The sequence below is a fragment of the Micromonospora sp. SL4-19 genome (genome assembly GCF_047921475.1).
Classification (GTDB): domain Bacteria; phylum Actinomycetota; class Actinomycetes; order Mycobacteriales; family Micromonosporaceae; genus Micromonospora.
The window spans coordinates 338694-357568 of record NZ_JBLROB010000003.1 but is presented as its reverse complement, the minus strand read 5'-3'; the positions used below and the strand labels follow the sequence as shown (position 1 = coordinate 357568).

Annotated in this window: 13 protein-coding genes; 3 read left to right on the top strand and 10 right to left on the bottom strand. The window is 71.6% G+C overall.

What is annotated here, in order from left to right:
* Nucleotides 1-20 precede the first annotated feature (20 nt).
* Both araA and ACNAVT_RS07695 read left to right on the top strand, forming a co-directional pair.
* The gene (araA, locus tag ACNAVT_RS07700) at nt 21-1526 is read left to right on the top strand and encodes an L-arabinose isomerase (RefSeq protein ID WP_416294155.1); all 1506 of its coding nucleotides are present in this window, start codon (nt 21-23) and stop codon (nt 1524-1526) included.
* Between the two features lie 184 nt (nt 1527-1710).
* Nucleotides 1711-2736 (top strand): LacI family DNA-binding transcriptional regulator, encoded by a 1026-nt coding sequence (locus ACNAVT_RS07695; RefSeq protein ID WP_416294153.1) that lies wholly within the window; start codon nt 1711-1713, stop codon nt 2734-2736.
* Nucleotides 2737-2835: 99 nt separating this feature from the next.
* Here the strand turns inward: ACNAVT_RS07695 and ACNAVT_RS07690 are convergent, their stop codons facing one another.
* From ACNAVT_RS07690 to ACNAVT_RS07650, 9 genes are all read right to left on the bottom strand, one after another.
* Nucleotides 2836-5757 (bottom strand): beta-L-arabinofuranosidase domain-containing protein, encoded by a 2922-nt coding sequence (locus ACNAVT_RS07690; RefSeq protein WP_416294151.1) that lies wholly within the window; start codon nt 5755-5757, stop codon nt 2836-2838.
* Between the two features lie 417 nt (nt 5758-6174).
* Nucleotides 6175-8055 carry a DUF2207 family protein gene (locus tag ACNAVT_RS07685; protein ID WP_416294149.1) on the bottom strand — a complete coding sequence of 627 codons (1881 nt, stop codon included), beginning with the start codon at nt 8053-8055 and terminating at the stop codon, nt 6175-6177.
* A 16-nt stretch (nt 8056-8071) separates the two neighbouring features.
* A complete protein-coding gene (locus ACNAVT_RS07680) occupies nt 8072-8668 on the bottom strand; it encodes a LemA family protein (RefSeq protein WP_416294147.1) in 597 nt (198 codons plus the stop codon).
* Between the two features lie 224 nt (nt 8669-8892).
* Nucleotides 8893-9636, bottom strand: coding sequence for a class I SAM-dependent methyltransferase (locus ACNAVT_RS07675; RefSeq protein WP_416294145.1), 744 nt, complete (start codon nt 9634-9636; stop codon nt 8893-8895).
* Between the two features lie 223 nt (nt 9637-9859).
* Entirely contained in the window at nt 9860-10981 is a 1122-nt protein-coding gene (locus ACNAVT_RS07670; protein WP_416294143.1) for an LCP family protein, read from the bottom strand.
* Between the two features lie 348 nt (nt 10982-11329).
* Nucleotides 11330-13123: an acid phosphatase gene (gene acpA, locus ACNAVT_RS07665; protein WP_416294142.1), complete on the bottom strand. Its 1794-nt coding sequence runs from the start codon at nt 13121-13123 to the stop codon at nt 11330-11332.
* A 32-nt stretch (nt 13124-13155) separates the two neighbouring features.
* Nucleotides 13156-14355, bottom strand: coding sequence for a CaiB/BaiF CoA transferase family protein (locus tag ACNAVT_RS07660; RefSeq protein WP_416294141.1), 1200 nt, complete (start codon nt 14353-14355; stop codon nt 13156-13158).
* Nucleotides 14352-15422, bottom strand: coding sequence for an NYN domain-containing protein (locus ACNAVT_RS07655; RefSeq protein ID WP_416294139.1), 1071 nt, complete (start codon nt 15420-15422; stop codon nt 14352-14354). Before ACNAVT_RS07655 ends, ACNAVT_RS07660 begins: the two co-directional genes overlap by 4 nt.
* A gap of 51 nt (nt 15423-15473) precedes the next feature.
* Nucleotides 15474-16490 carry an SDR family oxidoreductase gene (locus ACNAVT_RS07650; protein ID WP_416294137.1) on the bottom strand — a complete coding sequence of 339 codons (1017 nt, stop codon included), beginning with the start codon at nt 16488-16490 and terminating at the stop codon, nt 15474-15476.
* A gap of 134 nt (nt 16491-16624) precedes the next feature.
* Here ACNAVT_RS07650 and ACNAVT_RS07645 point away from each other — a divergent pair, with 134 nt between their 5' ends.
* Nucleotides 16625-18418, top strand: coding sequence for a glycoside hydrolase family 15 protein (locus tag ACNAVT_RS07645; RefSeq protein WP_416294136.1), 1794 nt, complete (start codon nt 16625-16627; stop codon nt 18416-18418).
* Between the two features lie 82 nt (nt 18419-18500).
* On the opposite strand, the gene ACNAVT_RS07640 is transcribed toward ACNAVT_RS07645, so the two are convergent.
* Nucleotides 18501-18866, bottom strand: coding sequence for a hypothetical protein (locus ACNAVT_RS07640; RefSeq protein ID WP_416294134.1), 366 nt, complete (start codon nt 18864-18866; stop codon nt 18501-18503).
* Nucleotides 18867-18875 lie beyond the last annotated feature (9 nt).

Below are 18875 nucleotides of genomic sequence, written 5' to 3'. Positions count from 1 at the left end.
GTCCATCGGAAGGCAACCCCATGACTAGCCCATCGCCGGCCCCAGAGGTCTGGTTCCTCACCGGCAGCCAGGGCCTCTACGGTCCGGAGACCCTGCGTCAGGTGACCGATCAGTCCCAGCAGATCGCTGCGCGACTCGATGCCGATCCCGCCATCCCCGCCCGGGTGGTCTGGAAGCCGGTGCTCACCTCCAGCGCCGACATCCTGGCGGTCTGCCGCGACGCCGCAGTCCAGGGGGCCGTGGGCATCATCGCGTGGATGCACACCTTCTCGCCGGCGAAGATGTGGATTTCCGGTCTGGACGCGTTGCGCACCCCGCTGCTGCACCTGCACACGCAGGCGAACGTGGCGCTGCCGTGGTCCGAGATCGACATGGACTTCATGAATCTCAACCAGGCTGCCCACGGCGACCGCGAGTTCGGGTATGCGCAGACCCGCCTCGGCGTGGCCCGCAAGACGGTTGCCGGGCACGTCAGCAACCCGCAGGTCACCGCCCGCATCGCGGCCTGGACCCGAGCCGCGATCGGGTACGCGGAGATGCGCTCACTGCGACTGGCCCGCTTCGGCGACAACATGCGCGACGTGGCCGTGACCGAGGGCGACAAGGTCGAGGCGGAGCTGAGGTTCGGCGTATCCGTCAACACGTACGGGGTGAACGACCTGGTGCACGCCGTCGACGCCGTCCCGGACGGGCGGATCGACGAACTGGTCAAGGAGTACGACGACAGCTACCGGCTCGACCGGACGCTGCGCCCCGGCGGCGAGCGTCACGATTCCCTGCGCTACGCCGCGCGCATCGAGGCCGGGTTGCGGGACTTCCTCGAGGCCGGCGGATTCGGCGCCTTCACCACCAACTTCGAGGACCTCGGCGGCCTGCGGCAACTGCCCGGCATCGCCGTGCAGCGGCTGATGGCCGACGGCTACGGCTTCGGCGGGGAGGGCGACTGGAAGACCTCCGTGCTGGTGCGCACGCTCAAGGCCATGTCGATCGGCGCCAGCGGCGGCACGTCCTTCATGGAGGACTACACCTACGACCTCACCCCCGGTCAGGAAGTCGTCCTCGGCGCGCACATGCTGGAGGTCTGTCCCAGCATCGCCGCCGGGACGCCGACCGTGGAGATCCACCCGTTGAGCATCGGCGGGCGCGAGGACCCGGTGCGGCTGGTCTTCGACGCCCGGCCCGGCCCGGCGGTGGTCCTGGGACTGGCCGACCTCGGCGAGCGGTTCCGGCTGGTGGCCAACGAGATCGACGTCGTCGCCCCACCGCAGCCATTGCCCAAGCTGCCCGTCGCCCGGGCGGTGTGGCGGCCCCGCCCGAACCTCGCCGCTTCCGCGGAGGCGTGGCTCACCGCGGGCGCACCGCACCACACGGTCCTGTCGCAGGCCGTCGGGATCGAGGAACTGGACGACCTCGCCGAGATGACCCGTACCGAACTCGTCGTCATCGACGCGGACACCACCCCTCGGCGCCTCGCCCACGAGATCCGCTCGAATCAGGCCTACTTCCGACTGGCCAGAGGATTCTGATCCGGCACCACTATTGGTGGGAGTCGATTGGTTGTCGGTGCGCTCCTGCGCCGCGAACGCGCCGATGATCCCGCCCGCCGCCGAGAGCCGTACGGCCCCCCCGTCGCCATGGCCGGGGAGGGCCGTGCGGCTCTTCTTGCCGACGGCGGCGGGGCTACGATGACCCCCCGAAGGGGGAGGTGCCATGACTCAGCAGCAGGCCGCGCGTGCCGCAGTGATGAGCGATGTCGCACGGCTTGCCGGTGTCTCTCATCAAACCGTCTCCCGGGTGCTGAACAATCATCCGAGCGTCCGGCAGGAAACCCGGGAACGGGTGCTGCGGGCCGTGCATCAGCTCAACTACCGGCCCAACGCCATGGCGCGCGGGTTGGCCAGCCGGCGCTCCCGCGTCATCGGCGTGGTCAGCTTCGACACGATCCTCTACGGCCCGGCGGCCACCCTGCTCGGCATCGAGCGCGCGGCCCGCGCCGCGGGCTACGGCATCAGCATCGTCACCCTGGAGCGGCTCGACCGCGCCGGGGTGGCCTCCGCCATCGACTCGCTGACCGACCAGTCGGTGGCCGGGGTCGTGCTCATCGCCCCGATGGTCAGTGCGGCGGTGGCCGTACACGGCCTGCCCACCGGCGTACCCGCGGTGGTGGTCGAACCCGGCGGTGGCGGTGAGTTTCCCACTGCCTCGGTCGACCAGGTCGCCGGCGCCCGCCTCGCCGTCGAGCACCTCCTCGCGCTCGGACACGAGACCGTGTGGCACATCGCCGGGCCGCGCGACTGGCTGGAGGCCCGCGATCGCATCGACGGGTGGCGGCTTGCCCTGGAGGCGGCCGGCCGTCGCGTCCCGCCGGTCATCACCGGAGACTGGAGCCCCCGGGCGGGCTACGAGATCGGGCAGTCGCTCGTCGACCGCCCGGACATCACCGCGATCTTCTGCGCCAACGACCACCAGGCGCTCGGCCTGCTCCGCGCCCTCCATCAACGGGGCGTGCGGGTGCCGGACGACATCAGCGTGGTCGGGTTCGACGACATTCCCGAGGCCGCCTACTTCTCCCCGCCGCTGACCACCGTCCGCCAGGACTTCGACGAAGTCGGCCGCCGCTGCGTCGCCGCGCTGTTGGAGTCGCTGGCCGCCGACCCGTCCCTCGGGCGAGCGAACCCGCCCCCGGTGGAACCGACGCTCGTGGTCCGGGCCAGCAGCGGCAACAGGAAGTCCTGAGCAGAAGCCACCAACCGGCCCGGCGGAAACGCTCTTCCGCCGGGCCGTGGATCGGTTCAGCGCGGCTCGGTCGCGACCGACCTCAGCAGGTGGACCCGGTCACAGGGCCAGATCCTCGTTGGACTCTGCGGCAGCGACGAAGACGGCCTCCCGCTGCGCTTCGGTGTGCCGGCCTGCGGCGAGCCATTCGTCCAGGACCGCCTTCACGTGCTTGAGGAACTGTCCGTGGTTGCGGAATGGCGCCGCCGCCCAGACCCGGTCGAGGAAGGTCTCCCCGTTCTCGTCCCGGATGCCGTCGTTGGGCACGCCGGTGGTGGCCGGCCCGAAGACGACCTCCGGTTCGACCCGCTTCACATACGGGTGGTAGGCGTTGAACTGCCCGGGCACCGGGTCGGAGATGTAGTAGGGCGCCAGGGTGTATCCGTGCGTGGTGAAGTGCATCGGGACACCCGTCGGCTGGATGGCGCCGGCCAGGTCGCCGTCCAGTTTCAGATCCTTGAAGAAGGTGAACTCCCGGTAGCTGGGCGTGTCGTCCCGCACGACCATGAGGGTGGGACCGTAGAGAATGGACTGGATCGACTTGTTGTCGAGCGCCTTCTCCACTCGGAAGCTCAACGGCATCGAGATGTCGATCGTGTCCCCGCGGGACCACTTCCGGTCGAGGGTGACATAGCTTCCGGGCGTGGCCGTGAGCTGTTGGCGCTTGCCGTTGACCAGGACGGTGTAGCCCTTCACGGCCCACGACGGCACCCGGAGCTTCACTGTCAGCTGGCCGCTGCCCTCGTCGAACCGTAGGCTGCTGGCGCCTTCGGTCGGGTACTGCGTCTCCTGGGTGATGACGAACCCACGGCCGGGCCAGGTCAGCGTCGAGGCGATGAAGAGGTTGACGTAGAGCGTCGACTCGTCCGCCGACTGGAAGTAGATCGACTCCTGGTACTTGGTGTGGCTCTCCAGGCCGGTGCCGTTGCAGCAGCTGCCGTTTCCGCCGTACCGGCTGTATTCGATGGTGGTGCCGATCCTCCGCGATCGGCCGGGCCACATGTTCTGGTGGTAGGTCACCTCGGTGGCGGTCACGCTGTCGACATCGTGGCGCGAGCTGAGGATCTGGTTGTGCAGCGCCTTCTCGTAGAAGTCCATGTACGCCGCGTCCTGCTCGTGGAAGAACAGGTTCCGCGTCAGCCGGAGCATGTTGTAGGCGCAGCAGGTTTCGGCGTGCCGCGGGTCCGAGGACGAGGTGAAACCGGAGGTGATCACCCCTCGTACGCCGAAGTGCTCGCTGCGGCCGGCGCCGCCGTTGCTGAAGGTGCGGTGCGGGACGACCATCGCCCAGAAGTTCTTGGCAGCGGTGTGGTAGTCCTCGACGCCGGTCTGCTCGAAGAGCCGCAGGTAGCCGATGTTCGGCGCCATGTACTGGTTGGCGTGCCGCCCGTTCAACTCGTCGCGTTCCGCGAGCGAGGCAGTGAAGATCGTGGTGAAGGTGAACGCCTTGGCGGCCTGAAGGTACCGGGCCTGCGCTTCGGCATTCGGGGCGAGCGCGGAGAGTTCGGCCATGACCTCGTTCATCGAGCCCGCCTCGCCGGCGCTGTAGATGTTCCACATCCGGTCCAGCTCGCCCTGGTTGTACCGGCTGAGCCGCTGGTGGACCCAGTCGCCCATCCGGAAGACGATGTCCAGCGCCTCCTCGTTCCCGGTCAGGTGGTAGGCGTTGAGCAGACCCCTCATGATCTTGTGGCAGGTGTACCACGGTGCCCAGACCGCGTTGGCGCCGCTGTTCTCCTGGAGGGTCGGCGGCTCAAGCCGGCTGAACTGGCCCTCGGGGAAGGCGGCGAGGAAGCCGGGGTAGCTCGTCCCGATGATGGTGGCGTCGCGGTCGTTGCCCGAGTGGTCGACGGCGATCTCACCCTCCTCCTCGAAGCGGTACCAGGCCGTTAGGCCGGTCGGGTCCGGCGACTCCGCTGCCGGGTCCGCGGTGGCGAGTGCCTGCACCTCGGCCGCGGTCAGGGCCCGGGGATAGATCCGGAAGTCGTCCACCGTCGCGTTGAGGTAGGGGTCGTTGGTGCTCTGCGACCGCCCGATCCAGTTGTTGGTGGTCGAGCCCAGGTTGGCCGGGGTCAACCGGATCGTGCTCGCGCCGACCTGAGTCCCGTTGACGTAGAGCCGGCCCGTGCTGTCCGCGGTGGAGATCGTGACCGCCACGTGTGCCCACTGGCCGACCGGAACCGAGTTGCTCGTGCCGTCGATGCGCTGCTCGTTGTTGCTGCCGCTGGTGGTGATCGCGAACCGCGGTCCCATGCTGGCCGAGACCCATGGAGACAGCGACAGGTAGGCACTCGAGCCGGTGCTGAAGTTGAAGATCTTGGCGTTGGTCTGGCTGGTGCCGAGCTTGAGCCAGACCGCGATCGTCACGTCGGTGACGCCGGCGAGAAGCCCCGCGGGCAGCCGCACGTACTGGTTCGGGTGCGGGTCGCTGAGCCGTACGGCCTTTCCGGGCCGGCCGGTGACCCGGCCGACCTGCCGCGCGTCGAGCGCCCGCTGGCACTTGCCCAACTCCTCGACCAGGTAGTCGAGCTTGTCGAGGAAGATCTCCTCGCCGGTGGCGGCGTAGCACTGGGACAGGAGCGTCATGTAGTGCCCGGTGAAGTGCCCGCGCAGCAGGTGGTTCGGGGTGTCCCAGCCGCCCGGCCAGGTGCCGGGGGCAGGCAGGCCGGCGTTGGCCCGGAACAGATTCAGCATCCGGTCCGGTCCGTCGAGGACCTTGCCGGTGCCCGGGTAGTTCCGGGCGTAGTTGAGCATCCGGTCACGCTTCTGCTGGAAGATTCCCTCGTGCAGGGTCACCCGGTCGAGGTCGAACGGCTTGACCGGGGCACCGGGCTGCGTCGGACTCGTCCCGGCTCCGGCCCCGCCGTCGTCGGCGATGGCCGCCGAGGCACCCACGGCCGACGCGATGGTCATCGCGGCAGGGGCGGTGGACGCCAACACGCCCATTCGGAGCAGATTCCGGCGGGTGAACTCCTTGCCCACTTCTCACTCTCCTTGATCTGGCCCGTGGCCGGGCCGGCTGACGAGGGATCACCGGGGACCGCCAGCACCGGCCGGACGTCCGGCACGTGGTCTTCCACTGCACCGGGCCGCCCGGCCATGTGAGCGCGCTCAAGGATGCAGCCTGAGTGCGCCAACAGATGAAACAGGCAGGCCAGGCGCCCAAGTGTTACCGCTCACATCAGCAGTGTCAATACATGGAGGACAGTCGCTCCCGGGCGCAGCCGACAGCGTCTGTCGATCCCCGACCGCCAACCGGCCTGTGTGGTTCATGCGGCGCACACTGCCGGCGTCGGTTCAGGCGACCTGGCCGTGGACGTTCTGCCAGCCAGGAATTCCTGGGGCAGGTCGCACCAGGCCGTCAGCCGTGCGGTCGGTCGACTCGGCACGGGCTCCGGGTCAGGTGGTCGCCCCGTCGTGCCGGGCAGACACCCGAGCGGCTCCCTGGGCCAGCAGCCATGGCAGGTAGCCGGCGCGTACGCCGTCGGTGATCGTCACTGCCACCGTGCTGTCGCCGACCCGCATCACGGCCCGCCCGCCGGACGCGGAGACGAATGCACCGCCGCCGATGCCGGGCAGCTCCTGCCCTCGGGCGTTGAGCCGCCAGATCCACCGTCCCGGCGCCCCACTCACCGCCTGGACCATCAGGACGGGGCGGCCGTCGGCGGCCGAACGGAACTGGGCACCGGCCAGCGGGCTCGGCAGCTCAAGCCCTTCAGCGGCCTGGACCGGCAGGCCCAGCGCCTGCCCGACCTCCTCCGGTGTGAACAGGTCCGTCGGCCGCGGCATCGGCTCAGCCGGCCCGGACTCTCCGCCGCGTCCCTTCGTCAGCGGCAGGTCATCGGTGTCGTCGGCCACCGCCGGCTCCATCAACCGTCGCGAGTGGCCCTGGCCCACCACCGACAACTCGACCACCCGCCGGGTCCAGGGCCGCACCCTGATCGTCACGGTGTCGCCGTCGTGGCAACCGGCCGCCCACTGGCTGGGCAACGCCCAGGCGGTGGTGCGGTCGCCGACGCCGTCGTCCACCGCCAGGTAGTGCAGCCAGGGCCGAGCCGGCCGATTGTCGCTCTGGGCGGTCGAACGCCACACCTCCAGCCAGAGCACTTCGCCGGTGATGGTGCGTTCGGTGGCGAGGTCGGCGAGGCCACGCACCAGCGTGTAGCCACCGGATGCCACCAGCAGCAGCGCCAGGGCGACGATGCCGTCGGCCGCGAGGGCCAGGATCCGCTCCGCCCGGTCGGTCGTGGACGGTGCGAGGTCGACGGAGCCGCCGAGCACCTTCAGCAGGAAGGCGCCGATCGCGATGCCGATCACCGCGCGGAAAAGCATTCTCGGTAGCGTCTGGCCGTAGCGCGGGAAGAAGCGCGGGTACCGTACCCGCACCCGGTGCCACGTGCCGCCGAACGACGACCAGACCAGCGTCCGTTCGCCCAGACCGAGGTCGAGCACGGCGCTGGTCAGTCGGGTGGCACCGACGGCGGCACCATAGCCCAGGTACCGGTCCCAGATCGTCACCGAGGCCGGCGGCAGCTCGTGGAACTGCTCGTGCCCGCGCAGCCAGTCGCGGACGCCGAGCCACCGCGCCGCCACCTGACGACCGAGGGCCGTGTCGCGCTCGCCGGGCGACGCCCCGGCGATGGCGCTGAGCACGGCGAACGTGACGATACCGGCGGCGAAACCGACGTTGTCGTCCTCCTGGTGCCAGATGCCGTAGTGCAGGACGGCGAGGCCGACACCCACCCCGGCGACCAACGCGGCGCTGACCAGGAGGGTGGTCACCGCCGGCCCGAAGCGCCGGCGGGACAGCCCGGCCGCCCGGGCATCGGCGACGACCTCCGCGCGCAGCCGCTTGTTCCACGCCTTGGCCTGCGCCTGCTCGCGGAAGGTCAGCGCGGTCAGCGGGACCACTCCGTTCACCGCGAGCCCGCGTATCCGGTCGAGCACCCGGCGCTCGTACGGCCGCAGCCCGCCGTCGTCCGGCGGCACCGACGGCAGGTGCAGGGTGGTCTGCATCGGGTCGTTGCCTGGCTGGCGCAGCTCGATGAAGCCACGGGCGGCGAGGTCGAGCAGCGTCGACTCGGCCGCGTCCTCGGTAAGCGACCAGCGGTTGACCAGCAGGCTCACCACGGCCGGCGGTTCGGCCCCGAGTTCCGGGGTGGCCGGCGCGGGCGCCGGACTGGCCGGTCGGGTGACCAGCCGCACGATGCCGTAGACAAGGAACCAGCCGGTGAGCGCGGCCGCGCTCACCGCCAGGTCGAGGAGCAGGCGCCGGTCCATCGCCACCCTCGCGCCGTCAGAAGCGCACCTGGACAGGGGCGCGTTCGCCGTCCGGGGCCTCGAAGAAGTCCATCGCCCGGAACCCGCCGATGCCCGCGATGATGTTGGTGGGGACGGACTGCACGGTGGTGTTGAACGTCTGGACGGCGCTGTTGTAGAACTGCCGGGCGTAGGCGACCTTGTCCTCGGTGTTCGCCAGCTCGCCCTGCAACGCCGCGAAGTTCTGGTTGGCCTTCAGGTCCGGGTACGCCTCCGCCAGCGCGAAGAGCCGGCCGAGCGCCTGGGTGAGGACGTTCTCGGCGGCCGCGCGGTCGGCCACACCGGGCCCCCCGGCCGCCGCGATCGCACCGGTGCGGGCGGCGACCACGGACTCCAGCGTGCCGCGCTCGTGCGCCGCGTAGCCCTTGACCGTCTCCACCAGGTTGGGGATCAGGTCGTGCCGACGCTTGAGCTGGACGTCGATCTGCGCCCAGGACGCCTGCACCTGATTGCGCTGGCGAACCAGGCGGTTGTAGGCGGCCAGCACCCAGCCGATCACGACCACCACGAGCAGGCAGAACAGCCCGCCGGCGATGCTCAGAATGACGCCCGTGCCCATCTGTGACTCCCGCATCCGGTCTTCGTGTCCGCATCATGATGCGCGGGCAGGGCCAGCGGCGTATCCGACTATCGGCCGGACTCTCGCTCCCGCGAGGCCGCCGGACCTGTCCCGGAAGTCACCCCGCCGGCCGCGATGGGTCGCCACCGCCGGCCTCCCCGCTGTGATGAGCATGAGGACGCGGGCCACCACGTGCAATCAGGCGAACAGGTGGCATGGTGGCGACTGTCCGTTTCGGGTCAGTGGTCCGGCGGGAGGCGATAGACCGACACGTGGGAACGCGACTCGGCGGTGAACTCCGCTCCGGCCCAGTCCGCGTGCCTGGACTCCAGCTCGAACCCGGCCAGCTGCGCCATGAGGTCGAGCTCGGCGGGCCAGATGTAGCGGTGCGGGCTGCGGAACAGCCGCGCCTGCGTACCGTCGTCGAATCTGAAGTGGTGTGACACGACGTGCTGGCGTAGCACGTCGTAGGTGTCCAGGCCGATGTAGCCGGACTCGGAGTGCCACACCGTGGCCTGCTGGCCGGGTGGCAGCTTACGCAGCTCGGGCACCCAGAGCTCGATCACGAACCGGCCACCGGGGGTGAGGTGGCGCGCCGCGTTGCGGAAGCACGCGACCTGTTCCGCCTGGGTGAGCAGATTGGAGATCGTGTTGTAGACGAGGTAGACGAGCGGGTATCTGCCCGGGGCGACGGCGGTCGCCATGTCGCCGACGATCACGGGGACCGTCGCCTCGTCCGCCTTCGTACGTAGTTGGTCGATCATCGGCTGGGACAGCTCGATGCCGGTGACGGGCACCCCTCGCTCGGTGAGCGGGACGGCCACCCGGCCGGTGCCGACGGCGAACTCGAGCGCCGGTCCACCGGCCGCCAGTTCGGTGAGGCGGTCGACGGCCGGCACCAGGACCTCGGGCGCGAACATGCCGCTACCCGGCGTGTCGTAGCGCTGAGCGGCTTCGACGTTCCAGATGTCCTCCTGCTGCACAGCGCCACGATCGCCGCGCGACGTCCACATTGTCCAACGATTTTCCGGCGCCGGGGCCGCACGCCCGTAAGGCCCGATGCGCGCGCGGCAGCGCCTCGGGCCTGGGCCCGGGTGCGGTGCCGCGAACCTTGACGCCATCGGGATCACCCCACCAGAGGTCGGTCCGCGCGCCCGCAACATCGACCCCGACACCGCCGAACGGCGCCACTCATGACAGGTGCACCTAGTGAGCGGGTGCCGCCGGCCCGGAGTCGGCCACCCAGTCCGGGTGGGCCGCGACGAACGCGTCGACGGTGTCGTCCCGGACCGCGTGCAGCAACTGCACGCTGGTCGGGCTGAGGACCTCGGCGCTGCCGACACCCGGGACCGTACGGCTGTTGAACGTGCCGTTGTTGGTCTTGATCGTGGTGATCGAGTCGGGGCGGATCCCCCGCATGGCGAAGGCCCAGTCCTCCAGCGAGATGCCGCCGTCGTCGACGGTCATGGCCTTACCGACCGCCGACAGCAGCCCGGGCAGCTTGGTCGGCGAGTTCAGGCCGTCGGTCACCACCTGGTGCAGCACCGCCTTTATGAACTGCTGCTGGTGGCGCTGCCGGCCGTAGTCGAAGTCGTGGTTCGCCAGCAGGTCCCGCTGCCGGACGAAGTCCAGCGCCTGCGTCGGGTCCAGGCACTGGTTGCCCTTTTCGTAGATGTTCGGGGTGACCCCGGGGATGCGGTGGTTCACCGTGCCGTCGGGATTGATCTTGTACGGCGCCGCCGGCTTTCCGGTCTTGTCGTCATGCCCCACGTGGATCGAGGTGGTGGTCTCGTCGACGTACATGCAGACCTGGCCGAGGACCTGGACGATCTTCTTGAAGCCCTGGAAGTCGATGATCGCGCCGGCGTCCGGGGTGATCCCGGTGAGGTCGCGCACGGTCAGAGCCAGCAGCTCGAAACCGTGCGACGTCGCCGATGCGCCGGTGAGTCCCCGGCCGCCGAACGCGAAGGCGGCGTTGATCTTGTTCTGCCCGCCGTGGTACGGCGTCGCGCCGTTGTCGTAGGCGGGGATGGTGACCAGCGTGTCCCGCGGCAGCGACACCAGGTACGCCTGGCTGTGGTCCGCCGGGATGTGCAGCAGGATGATCGAGTCGGACCGGACGAGCTGGCCGGAGTCCTGGTTGGGGCGGCTGTCCACCCCGACGAGCAGGATGTTCTTCGCCCCCGTGATCGTCTGGTGCTGACGCGGGGCCGCCGCGGCGCCGAGCAGGTTCTGCCGGGTGACCTTGCTGGTCGCGCTGTGCAGCAGGAACGCGCTGCCACCCAGCGCCACGCCGCTGAGCGTCATCAGCGTGGTGCCGACGGCCACGCACCACCGGGCCCAGCGGGGCCACGGCCGACGGGCGCGCCGCTTTCGCGGCTCGGAGCGCGTAGTGGTGGCGTACGACACGTGACTCCTCAGAGTGACCGGGTGGATGCAAGCCGCTCCAGGCTATGCCGGCGGCGATCCGGCGCCCAGTCACCGCGCTGTGAACTGCCTGGGAGGGCGGCCGGGCGGGCTCCGCATCCGACCACACGCGGGACGGCCCGGCAGGTAACTCCGCCACCACCGCGGAGCGGAGGTATGACACGGAGAGTTACCGACGGGTCCGGCGGGACGGATGTCCCGCCCGGATGGCGAGGGCGGACACGTCGGCCCGGCGCGCGTACCGGATGATCAGCCGGACCGGCGGCGGGTGACCGCCACAGCGGCGCCCGCCGCGACCAGCATGACGGCCGCGACGGCGAGGCCGGCGAGGCCGGCTTTGGTGATCGGCGGCCCGCCGCCGTGGCCGGCCGGACCGCCGCCGGCGGTGTCGCCGCCCTGGTCGGCGTGGCTGCTGAAGACGGTGGCGAGGCTGGCGACCGCGGCGTCCCGGGTCGCCAACGGCGCGAGGTGGAACCGCTGCTCGATGGTGGCGAGCACCGAGGTGGTGTCGTACGCGGTGTGGTCCACGCGGAACGGCGCGGCCAGCCGCGGCGAGATCACCAACGCCGGGATCCGGGTGCCGGGGCCCCAGACGTCGCCCTTCGGCGGGGGGACGTGGTCCCACTGCCCGCCGAACTCGTCGTAGGTGACGATGACCAGGGTGTCCCGGGCCTGCGGGCCGCTCTCGACGGCCTTGAGCAACTCGACCAGGTGGTCGCTGCCGGTGGCCTCCGAGGCGTAGCCGGGATGCTCGGTCTCCTCGCCGACCGGCTTGACGAAGCTGACCGGCTTGAGCCGGCCCGCCCTGGCCGCCGCGATGAACTCCACCTCGTCGCGCAGATGCTGCCGTCGGGCCTGGCTGCCGGGGGCGTACTTCGCGAAGTAGGTGAACGGCTGGTGGTGGAACTGGAAGGTGGCGTCCGGGCAGTTCGGGTGGACCGCGCCGGGCATGGCGCGTGGGTCGGCGCAGGTCCGGCCGTCGGTGCCGTTGGTCCAGCCGGCGCCGCCGGTGTTGCCGGCGGCGTTGTCCCAGCCGCCCGCGTACCAGGCCCAGTCGATGTTGCCGGCCGACAGCCGGTCGCCGATGGTGTCGTGGTGCAGTGCCGGCATCCGCATCGCGTCCACCGTGCCCGGGCGGTACGGCTGGTACCAGGGCTGCACGGTGTTGACCGCGTAGTCGCCGCAGACCGCCGCCGTGCAGGAGCCGTCCGCCGCCGGGGCCTGGGTGAGCGGGCCGTCCCGCACGGGAGCCGGGTGCGCCGGGTCGGCCGGCCGGTACAGCGGGTAGTACGTCGGGATCCCGTTGGCGTCGACCACGGAGTTCTTGCCCGCCGCGGTGGCCTTGTCGGTCCACTCCGGGGTACGGGCGGCGACCAGCCACTGGTGGTTGAGGAACGAGCCGCCGAACGCGGCCTGGAAGAAGTTGTCCGCGATCGTGTAGCGCGGTGCGCCGCGGCTGTGCAGGTACCGGTAGATCGGCAGCGACCTCGTGTCGTAGTGGCCCATGGTCAGGCCGAGGGCGTCGCTGCCGGTGACGTACCGGTTCTGCCGGCCGCCGTTGATCTGGTACTGCTCCTGGTAGAAGCGGTGCACGAGGTCCTCCGTACAGCCACCCGGGACACCGCTGCCGTTGCGCCAGCCGTTCGGCCGGTTCGGCCCGTTCGGCGCCGGGCAGGTCGTGTCCCCGGGCCGGATGTGGTCCTCGATGCGGAACGGCCGGTTCGGAAAGGTGCCGCCGGTGCAGTTGACGGTGACCGGCGGCAGGTTCACGTCGTTCTGTGGCAGGCAGCCCAGCGGCGTTCCGTTCGCGCCGACCTGGGTGGTGTGGGCAGCGTCGGCCTCGCCCAGGCCGTTGACGCCCTCCCAGCCGCCGAACAGGTTGTCGAAGCTGTGGTTCTCCTCGTAGATGACGACGATGTTCGTGATGCCGGCCAGCGCGGAGGCATCGCCCGCCAGCGACGGGGCCGGTGCGGCGACAGCCACGACGACGGCCAGCGCGGCGCAGCCGCTGAACACCCGGCGCGCGTGGGAACGGACGGACACGAGGCCTCCGACGGGCGGGAGATGACGGTCGGTCAACCGGCCAGCCAGGCTCGGATCTCGTCGCCGTGCTCGTCCAGGCCCGGGGGCGGCAGGTCGTAGCGGGGCGGGGTGGCGGACAAGTCGATCGGGTTGCGGACGCCGGGCACGCCGTCCACGGTGACCACCGGTTCGAGCCCCAGCTCGCGGGCCAGGGTGACGCCGCCGTCGACCGTGTTGATCGGGGTGCACGGCACACCCGCCGCGCGCAGGTCGCGGAACCACTCGTCGCTGGTCCGCCCGCGCAGCCGCGCGACCAGGAGCGGGCGGAGCAGCTCGCGGTTGGCGGTGCGGTCCTGGTTGCGCCGGAAGCGCGGATCGTCGGCCAACTCCGGCGCGCCGAGCACCTGACACAGGGTCCGGAACTGGCCGTCGTTGCCGGCGATGACGACGAGGTCACCGTCGGCGGTGGGCAGCGGCTCGTACGGGAAGATGCTCGGGTGGGCGTTGCCCATCCGGAACGGCACGGTGCCGGCGGCGACGTGTGCGCTGCTGTGGTTGACCAGGCCGGACAGCGCCGAGGAGAGCAGGTTCACCTCGACGTGCTGGCCGACACCGCACCGCTGGCGGTCGTGCAGGGCGGCGAGGACGCCGACGGCCGCGTGCAGCCCGGCCATCACGTCGAACACGGCGACCCCGGCCTTGTACGGCGGGCCGCCCGGCTCGCCGGTGAGGCTCATCAGCCCCGACGCGGCCTGGATCATCAGGTCGTACCCCGGCAGGCCGGCGCCGGCCGCCGCACCGAAGCCGCTGATCGAGGCGTAGACGATCCGGGTGTTGGCGGCGGCGACGGTGTCGTAGTCGAGGCCGAAGCGGCGCAGCGCGCCGGGCCGGAAGTTCTGCACCATGACGTCGGCGCGCTCGGCGAGCCGGCGGGCCAGTGCGAGGTCGCCGGCATCGGTGAGGTCGAGGGCGACCGAGCGCTTGTTGCGGTTGACACCGAGGTAGTAGGTGGAGGTCCCCTCGCGGACCGGGGGCATCCAGGTGCGGGTGTCGTCGCCGCCGGGTCCCTCCACCTTGATGACGTCGGCCCCCAGATCGGCGAGGAGCATCGTCGCGTACGGGCCGGCGAGGATCCGGGAGAAGTCGGCGACGAGGACCCCGTGCAGCGGCCCGGACCGGTGCTCACCCGTACCCGGCTCCTGATCCCGGCGATGCTGGCGTCCGGCGGGGACCGACGGACGTCGTCCCGTCATGACCGCGGGGTGAGCAGGTAGTCGTCGGCGTCGGGGCTCCAGCGCAGATCCACCACACCGTTGGTGGCGGCCGCCTTGCAGAACTGCAGAAAGCTGCGGTAGCCCAGCTTCTTCTCGCTGAAGTCGGACCGCGCCCGGCGGAGCTGGTCCTTCAGTCCGGAGAGCGCGACCGCGCCTGCGCCACCGGCCAGGTCCAGGACCACGGAGCGCAGCAGCGCGAAGGCGGCCTCCCGGTCGCCGCGTTCGGGCAGCGACACCTCGGGGTCACCCTTGGCGGGTCCCTCGGCCAGCTCGACCACGTTGTGTTCGGCGAGGTACCGGAGGAGCTCGCCGAAGGTACGGAAGCCGTAGTCGGACTCGCTGAACGTCGGATCCTTCCGCAGCAGGGTCCGCTTCAGGCCGGAGGCGGTCACCTCACCGCTGGAGCTGCCCTGGAGGCCGGCCACGGTCTGCGCCACCAGGACGGCGAGCGTGTCGACGTCCCGGGCAGATTCCTCCGCCGTCGGCTGGGGCTCGGGCTCCGGCTGCTGCGGCACCTCGGGGGCGGGAGCTCGGCCGGGACGCCCACGCCGACCGGCGGTGACCGGGATCTCGACCCCCTCGAGGCGGTCGTAGTAGAGGAACTCGTCGCAGGCGGGTGGGAGCAGGGCCGAGGTGGATTTCTCCACGCCGACCCCAATGACCCGCTTGTTGAGTTCGCGGAGCTTGTGGACCAGCGGAGTGAAGTCGCTGTCCCCGGTGCAGATCACGAACGTGGACAGGTAGTCCCGTTCGAAGGCCAACTCCACGGCGTCGACGGCCATCTTGATGTCGGCGGCGTTCTTCCGCGAGGCGCCCATCCGCTGGGGAATCTCGATGAGTTCGACGTGGGACCGGGTGAGCATCCGCCGGTCCTCGTCGAAGTACGACCAGTCGGCGTACGCCCTGCGCACCACCACCCGGCCACGCTCGGCGAGGGCGTCGGCGATCGGCCGGAAGTCGAAGGCCCGCCCGCCGTGATGGTCGCGTACGCCGAGCGCCAGGTTCTCGTAGTCGAGGAACAGCGCGATCCGGTCTTCCTGATCCACGCGGGTCAGCCTACGCCCGCCCGGGTGGCCCGGCGATGTGGCGCGGGGCGGTCAGCGGCGTTGCCACGCCAGCACGCCGGCCGCCGCCGCGCCGGTGAGGCCGGCGGCGGTGACCAGGCGGTGCCTGGACAGCCAGGCCTGCGCGCTGTGGCCGTGCGCCCGGTTGGTGAACCCGCCGCGCGCGCCGTGGTCCCGGCCGTCCGGGCCGTCCGCCGGGTGCCACAGGTTGACCGGCTGGTCGGGGTCGGCCCGCTGGTCGGTCTGTTGCGAGTCGTAGCCGGCCCGGGCGAGGTACCGGTCGAGCAGGCCGGGCGCGATCCGGTTGCCGAGGATGGTCAGGGCGGTGGAGGCGCCCACCCAGTACTCCCGGCGGCCGGGCCGGTCGGCGGCGCCGACGATGGCCCGGGCGGCGACCACCGGCTCGTAGATCGGCGGCACCGGTTGGGCGTGCCGGGGCAGCCGGGACAGCAGCCAGTCGAACTGCGGGGTGTTGACCGCAGGCAGGTGCACCATGGTCACCCTCACGTTGCTCCGGTCGTGCATCAGCTCGCAGCGCAGCGCCTCGGTGAACCCGACGATCGCGTGCTTGGCACCGCAGTACGCGGCCTGCAACGGAATGCCCCGGTATGCCAAGGCCGACCCGACCTGGACGACGGTCCCCCGGTCCCGGGGCACCATGTGGTGCAGGGCCACCCGGGTGCCGTGCACGTAGCCGAGGTAGGTGACCTCCGTGGCCCGGCGGAACTCCTCGGGCCGGGTCTGCAGGAACGGGGCGAAGACGGAGCTGAACGCGTCATTGATCCACAGGTCGATCGGCCCGAGTTCGGCCTCGATCCGCTGCCCGGCGGCGACCACCTGGTCGTACTCCGCCATGTCCACCTCGATGGGCAGGGCACGGCTGCCGGCCGCCCGTACCTCGTCTGCGGCGGCGTCGAGGCCGGTGCGCCCCCTGGCCAGCAGCGCGATGGCGATGCCTCGTCGGGCGAGCAGCTGCGCGGTGGCCCGCCCGACCCCGGCGCTGGCGCCCGTGATCACCGCTACCTGTGCTCTCTGTCGGTTCCGGCTCATCTCACTCCCCACGCGTCGTCCGTCCTGTCCAGGGCTGTACCCCGACACCGGCGGGGTAGTCGAGCCGGAGCGACCGAGTTCGAGGCGGGTGTGGGCCGGCCGGCGACGGGTAGGCGCGGCGGGAGGTGGTGCCGGTGGGACGGGACGAGCGGCCGCCCGGGCCGGCGGGCCTGGACGCCCACGAGCCGAGCGTGCTGCGCGAGTACGCCCTGCTCGCCGACGGCTACCGCGGCGCCCTCGTCGGGCCGGACGGGAACGTGAGCTGGCTCTGCGCTCCCGGATGGGCGGATCCGCCCGTGTTCAGCCGCCTGATCGGCGGCCAGGGCGAATACCTCGTGACGCCGGCGAACCGGCGGTTCGTCTGGGGCGGACACTACGAGCCGGGATCGCTGGTGTGGGTGAGCCGATGGGTGACCACGGACGGGATCATCGAGTGCCGCGAAGCCCTGCTGTTCCCCGGCGAGGAGCGACAGATGGTGCTGCTGCGGCAGATCCATGCCGTGGACGGGGACGCGGTCGTTCACGTCCGGCTCGATCCCCGCGCCGATTTCGGTCGCGAGCCGGTGCGCGAGGTGCGCCGCGAGGGGTCGCGGTGGCTGGCCCGTACGGGCGGCCTGTACCTGCGGCACAGCGGCGGGGAACGGCTGCGGCCCACCGCCGACGGCCCGCTCTGCGGAGAGCTGGCGATCCCGGCCGGCGGGCGGCACGATCTGGTGCTCGAGATCGCGACGCATCCGCTCGACGCCGGGCCACCCCGGCCTGACGAGTTGTGGCGGACCACCGAGCAGGCCTGGCGGAGCTCGCTGCCGCCGCTCGCCGGCGGGCCCGCGCAGCGGGAAGCCATCTTCGCGTACGCCGTGCTGCGGGGCCTGACCCGGCCCGGTGGCGGCACGGTGGCGGCGGCGACCACGTCGCTGCCCGAGCGGGCGCTCGCCGGCCACAACTACGACTATCGCTACGCCTGGGTGCGGGACCAGTCCTTCGCAGGCCAGGCCGCCGCCCTGGTCGACAGGTACGAGCTCCTGGACGACGCGGTCGCCTTCCTCACCCAACGGGTGCTCGCCGACGGTGACCGGCTCGCCCCCGCCTACACCGTCGACGGCAACCCGGTGCCGCCGCAGCACGGGCTGGAGTTCCTGCCGGGCTATCCGGGCGCGTCGCCCCGAGTCGGGAACTGGGTGCGTGAACAGTTCCAGCTCGACGCCTTCGGCGAGACCCTGCTGCTGCTCGCCGCCGCCGGGCGGCACGACCGGTTGGACGACGCCTCCTGGCGGGCGTTGGAGCTGGCCGCGCGGACCATCGAGGAACGCTGGCGCCAGCCCGACTCGGGCATCTGGGAGCTGCCGGCCCGCCAGTGGACGCATTCGAAGCTGATCTGCGTGGCCGGGCTGCGGGCGGTCGCCCGGATCGCACCGCCCGGATCGGCGGGACGATGGGAGTCGCTCGCGGACACGATCCTCGCCGACGCGGCGGCACACGGCCTGCACCCGTCGGGGCGCTGGCAGCGGGCGTACGACGACGAGCGCATCGACGGGGCACTGCTGTTCCCCGGCATCCGGGGAGCGCTGCCGGCGGGGGATCCGCGTACCGAGGCGACCCGCCGGGCGGTCCTCGCCGAGCTGGGGTGCGAGGGCTACCTCTATCGGTTCCGCCCGGACAGCCGTCCGCTCGGCGACGCGGAGGGCGCCTTCCTGCTCTGCGGGTTCGCCGCGGCGCTCGCCACCTGGCAGGCCGGCGATGTGGTGGAGGCCATCCGGTGGTTCGAGCGCAACCGGGCCGCGTGCGGATCGCCGGGGCTCTTCACCGAGGAGTACGACGTGCAACAGCGGCAGTTGCGCGGCAACTTTCCGCAGGCCTTCGTGCACGCGCTGATGCTGGAGACCGCGTTGACCCTCGGCCAGGCCGACGCCTGCCCGGTCCCCCACTGACGAGAGCGGGCCGGTCGAACGCGGCGGCGCCCAGCCGCCCGAGGATCCGCCGACCTCGGTCAGGCGGGCGCGGGCGCATCCGCTACCGGCGCCGGGGTCGACGGGCCGCGCACAGGTCCAGCACGGCCCAGCCGCCGGCGATCGCGGCGTCGCGCAGGGCGATCCGACGCTGCCGGCGGTCGACGGCGGCGAGCGCCAGCGCGGTCGACGCGTGCAGCAGGTCCGCCGCGGCACCGGCGACGAGCACCACCGGCACCGGCCGGCGCAGGGTCACCGCCGCCTGGGCCAGGTGCCGCACGCCGAGCACGCGCAGCGTGCCCACCGCGAGCCCGCTCGCGCGTCCCCACCGCCGCAGCACCCGGCGCGGCGCCAGGATCAGGGTCGTGCCCCAGGCCAGCCGCGCGAAGGCGCTGGTGCGCCATGCCGGTGCCGGGCTCGTCGGGTCCATCGCGCCGCT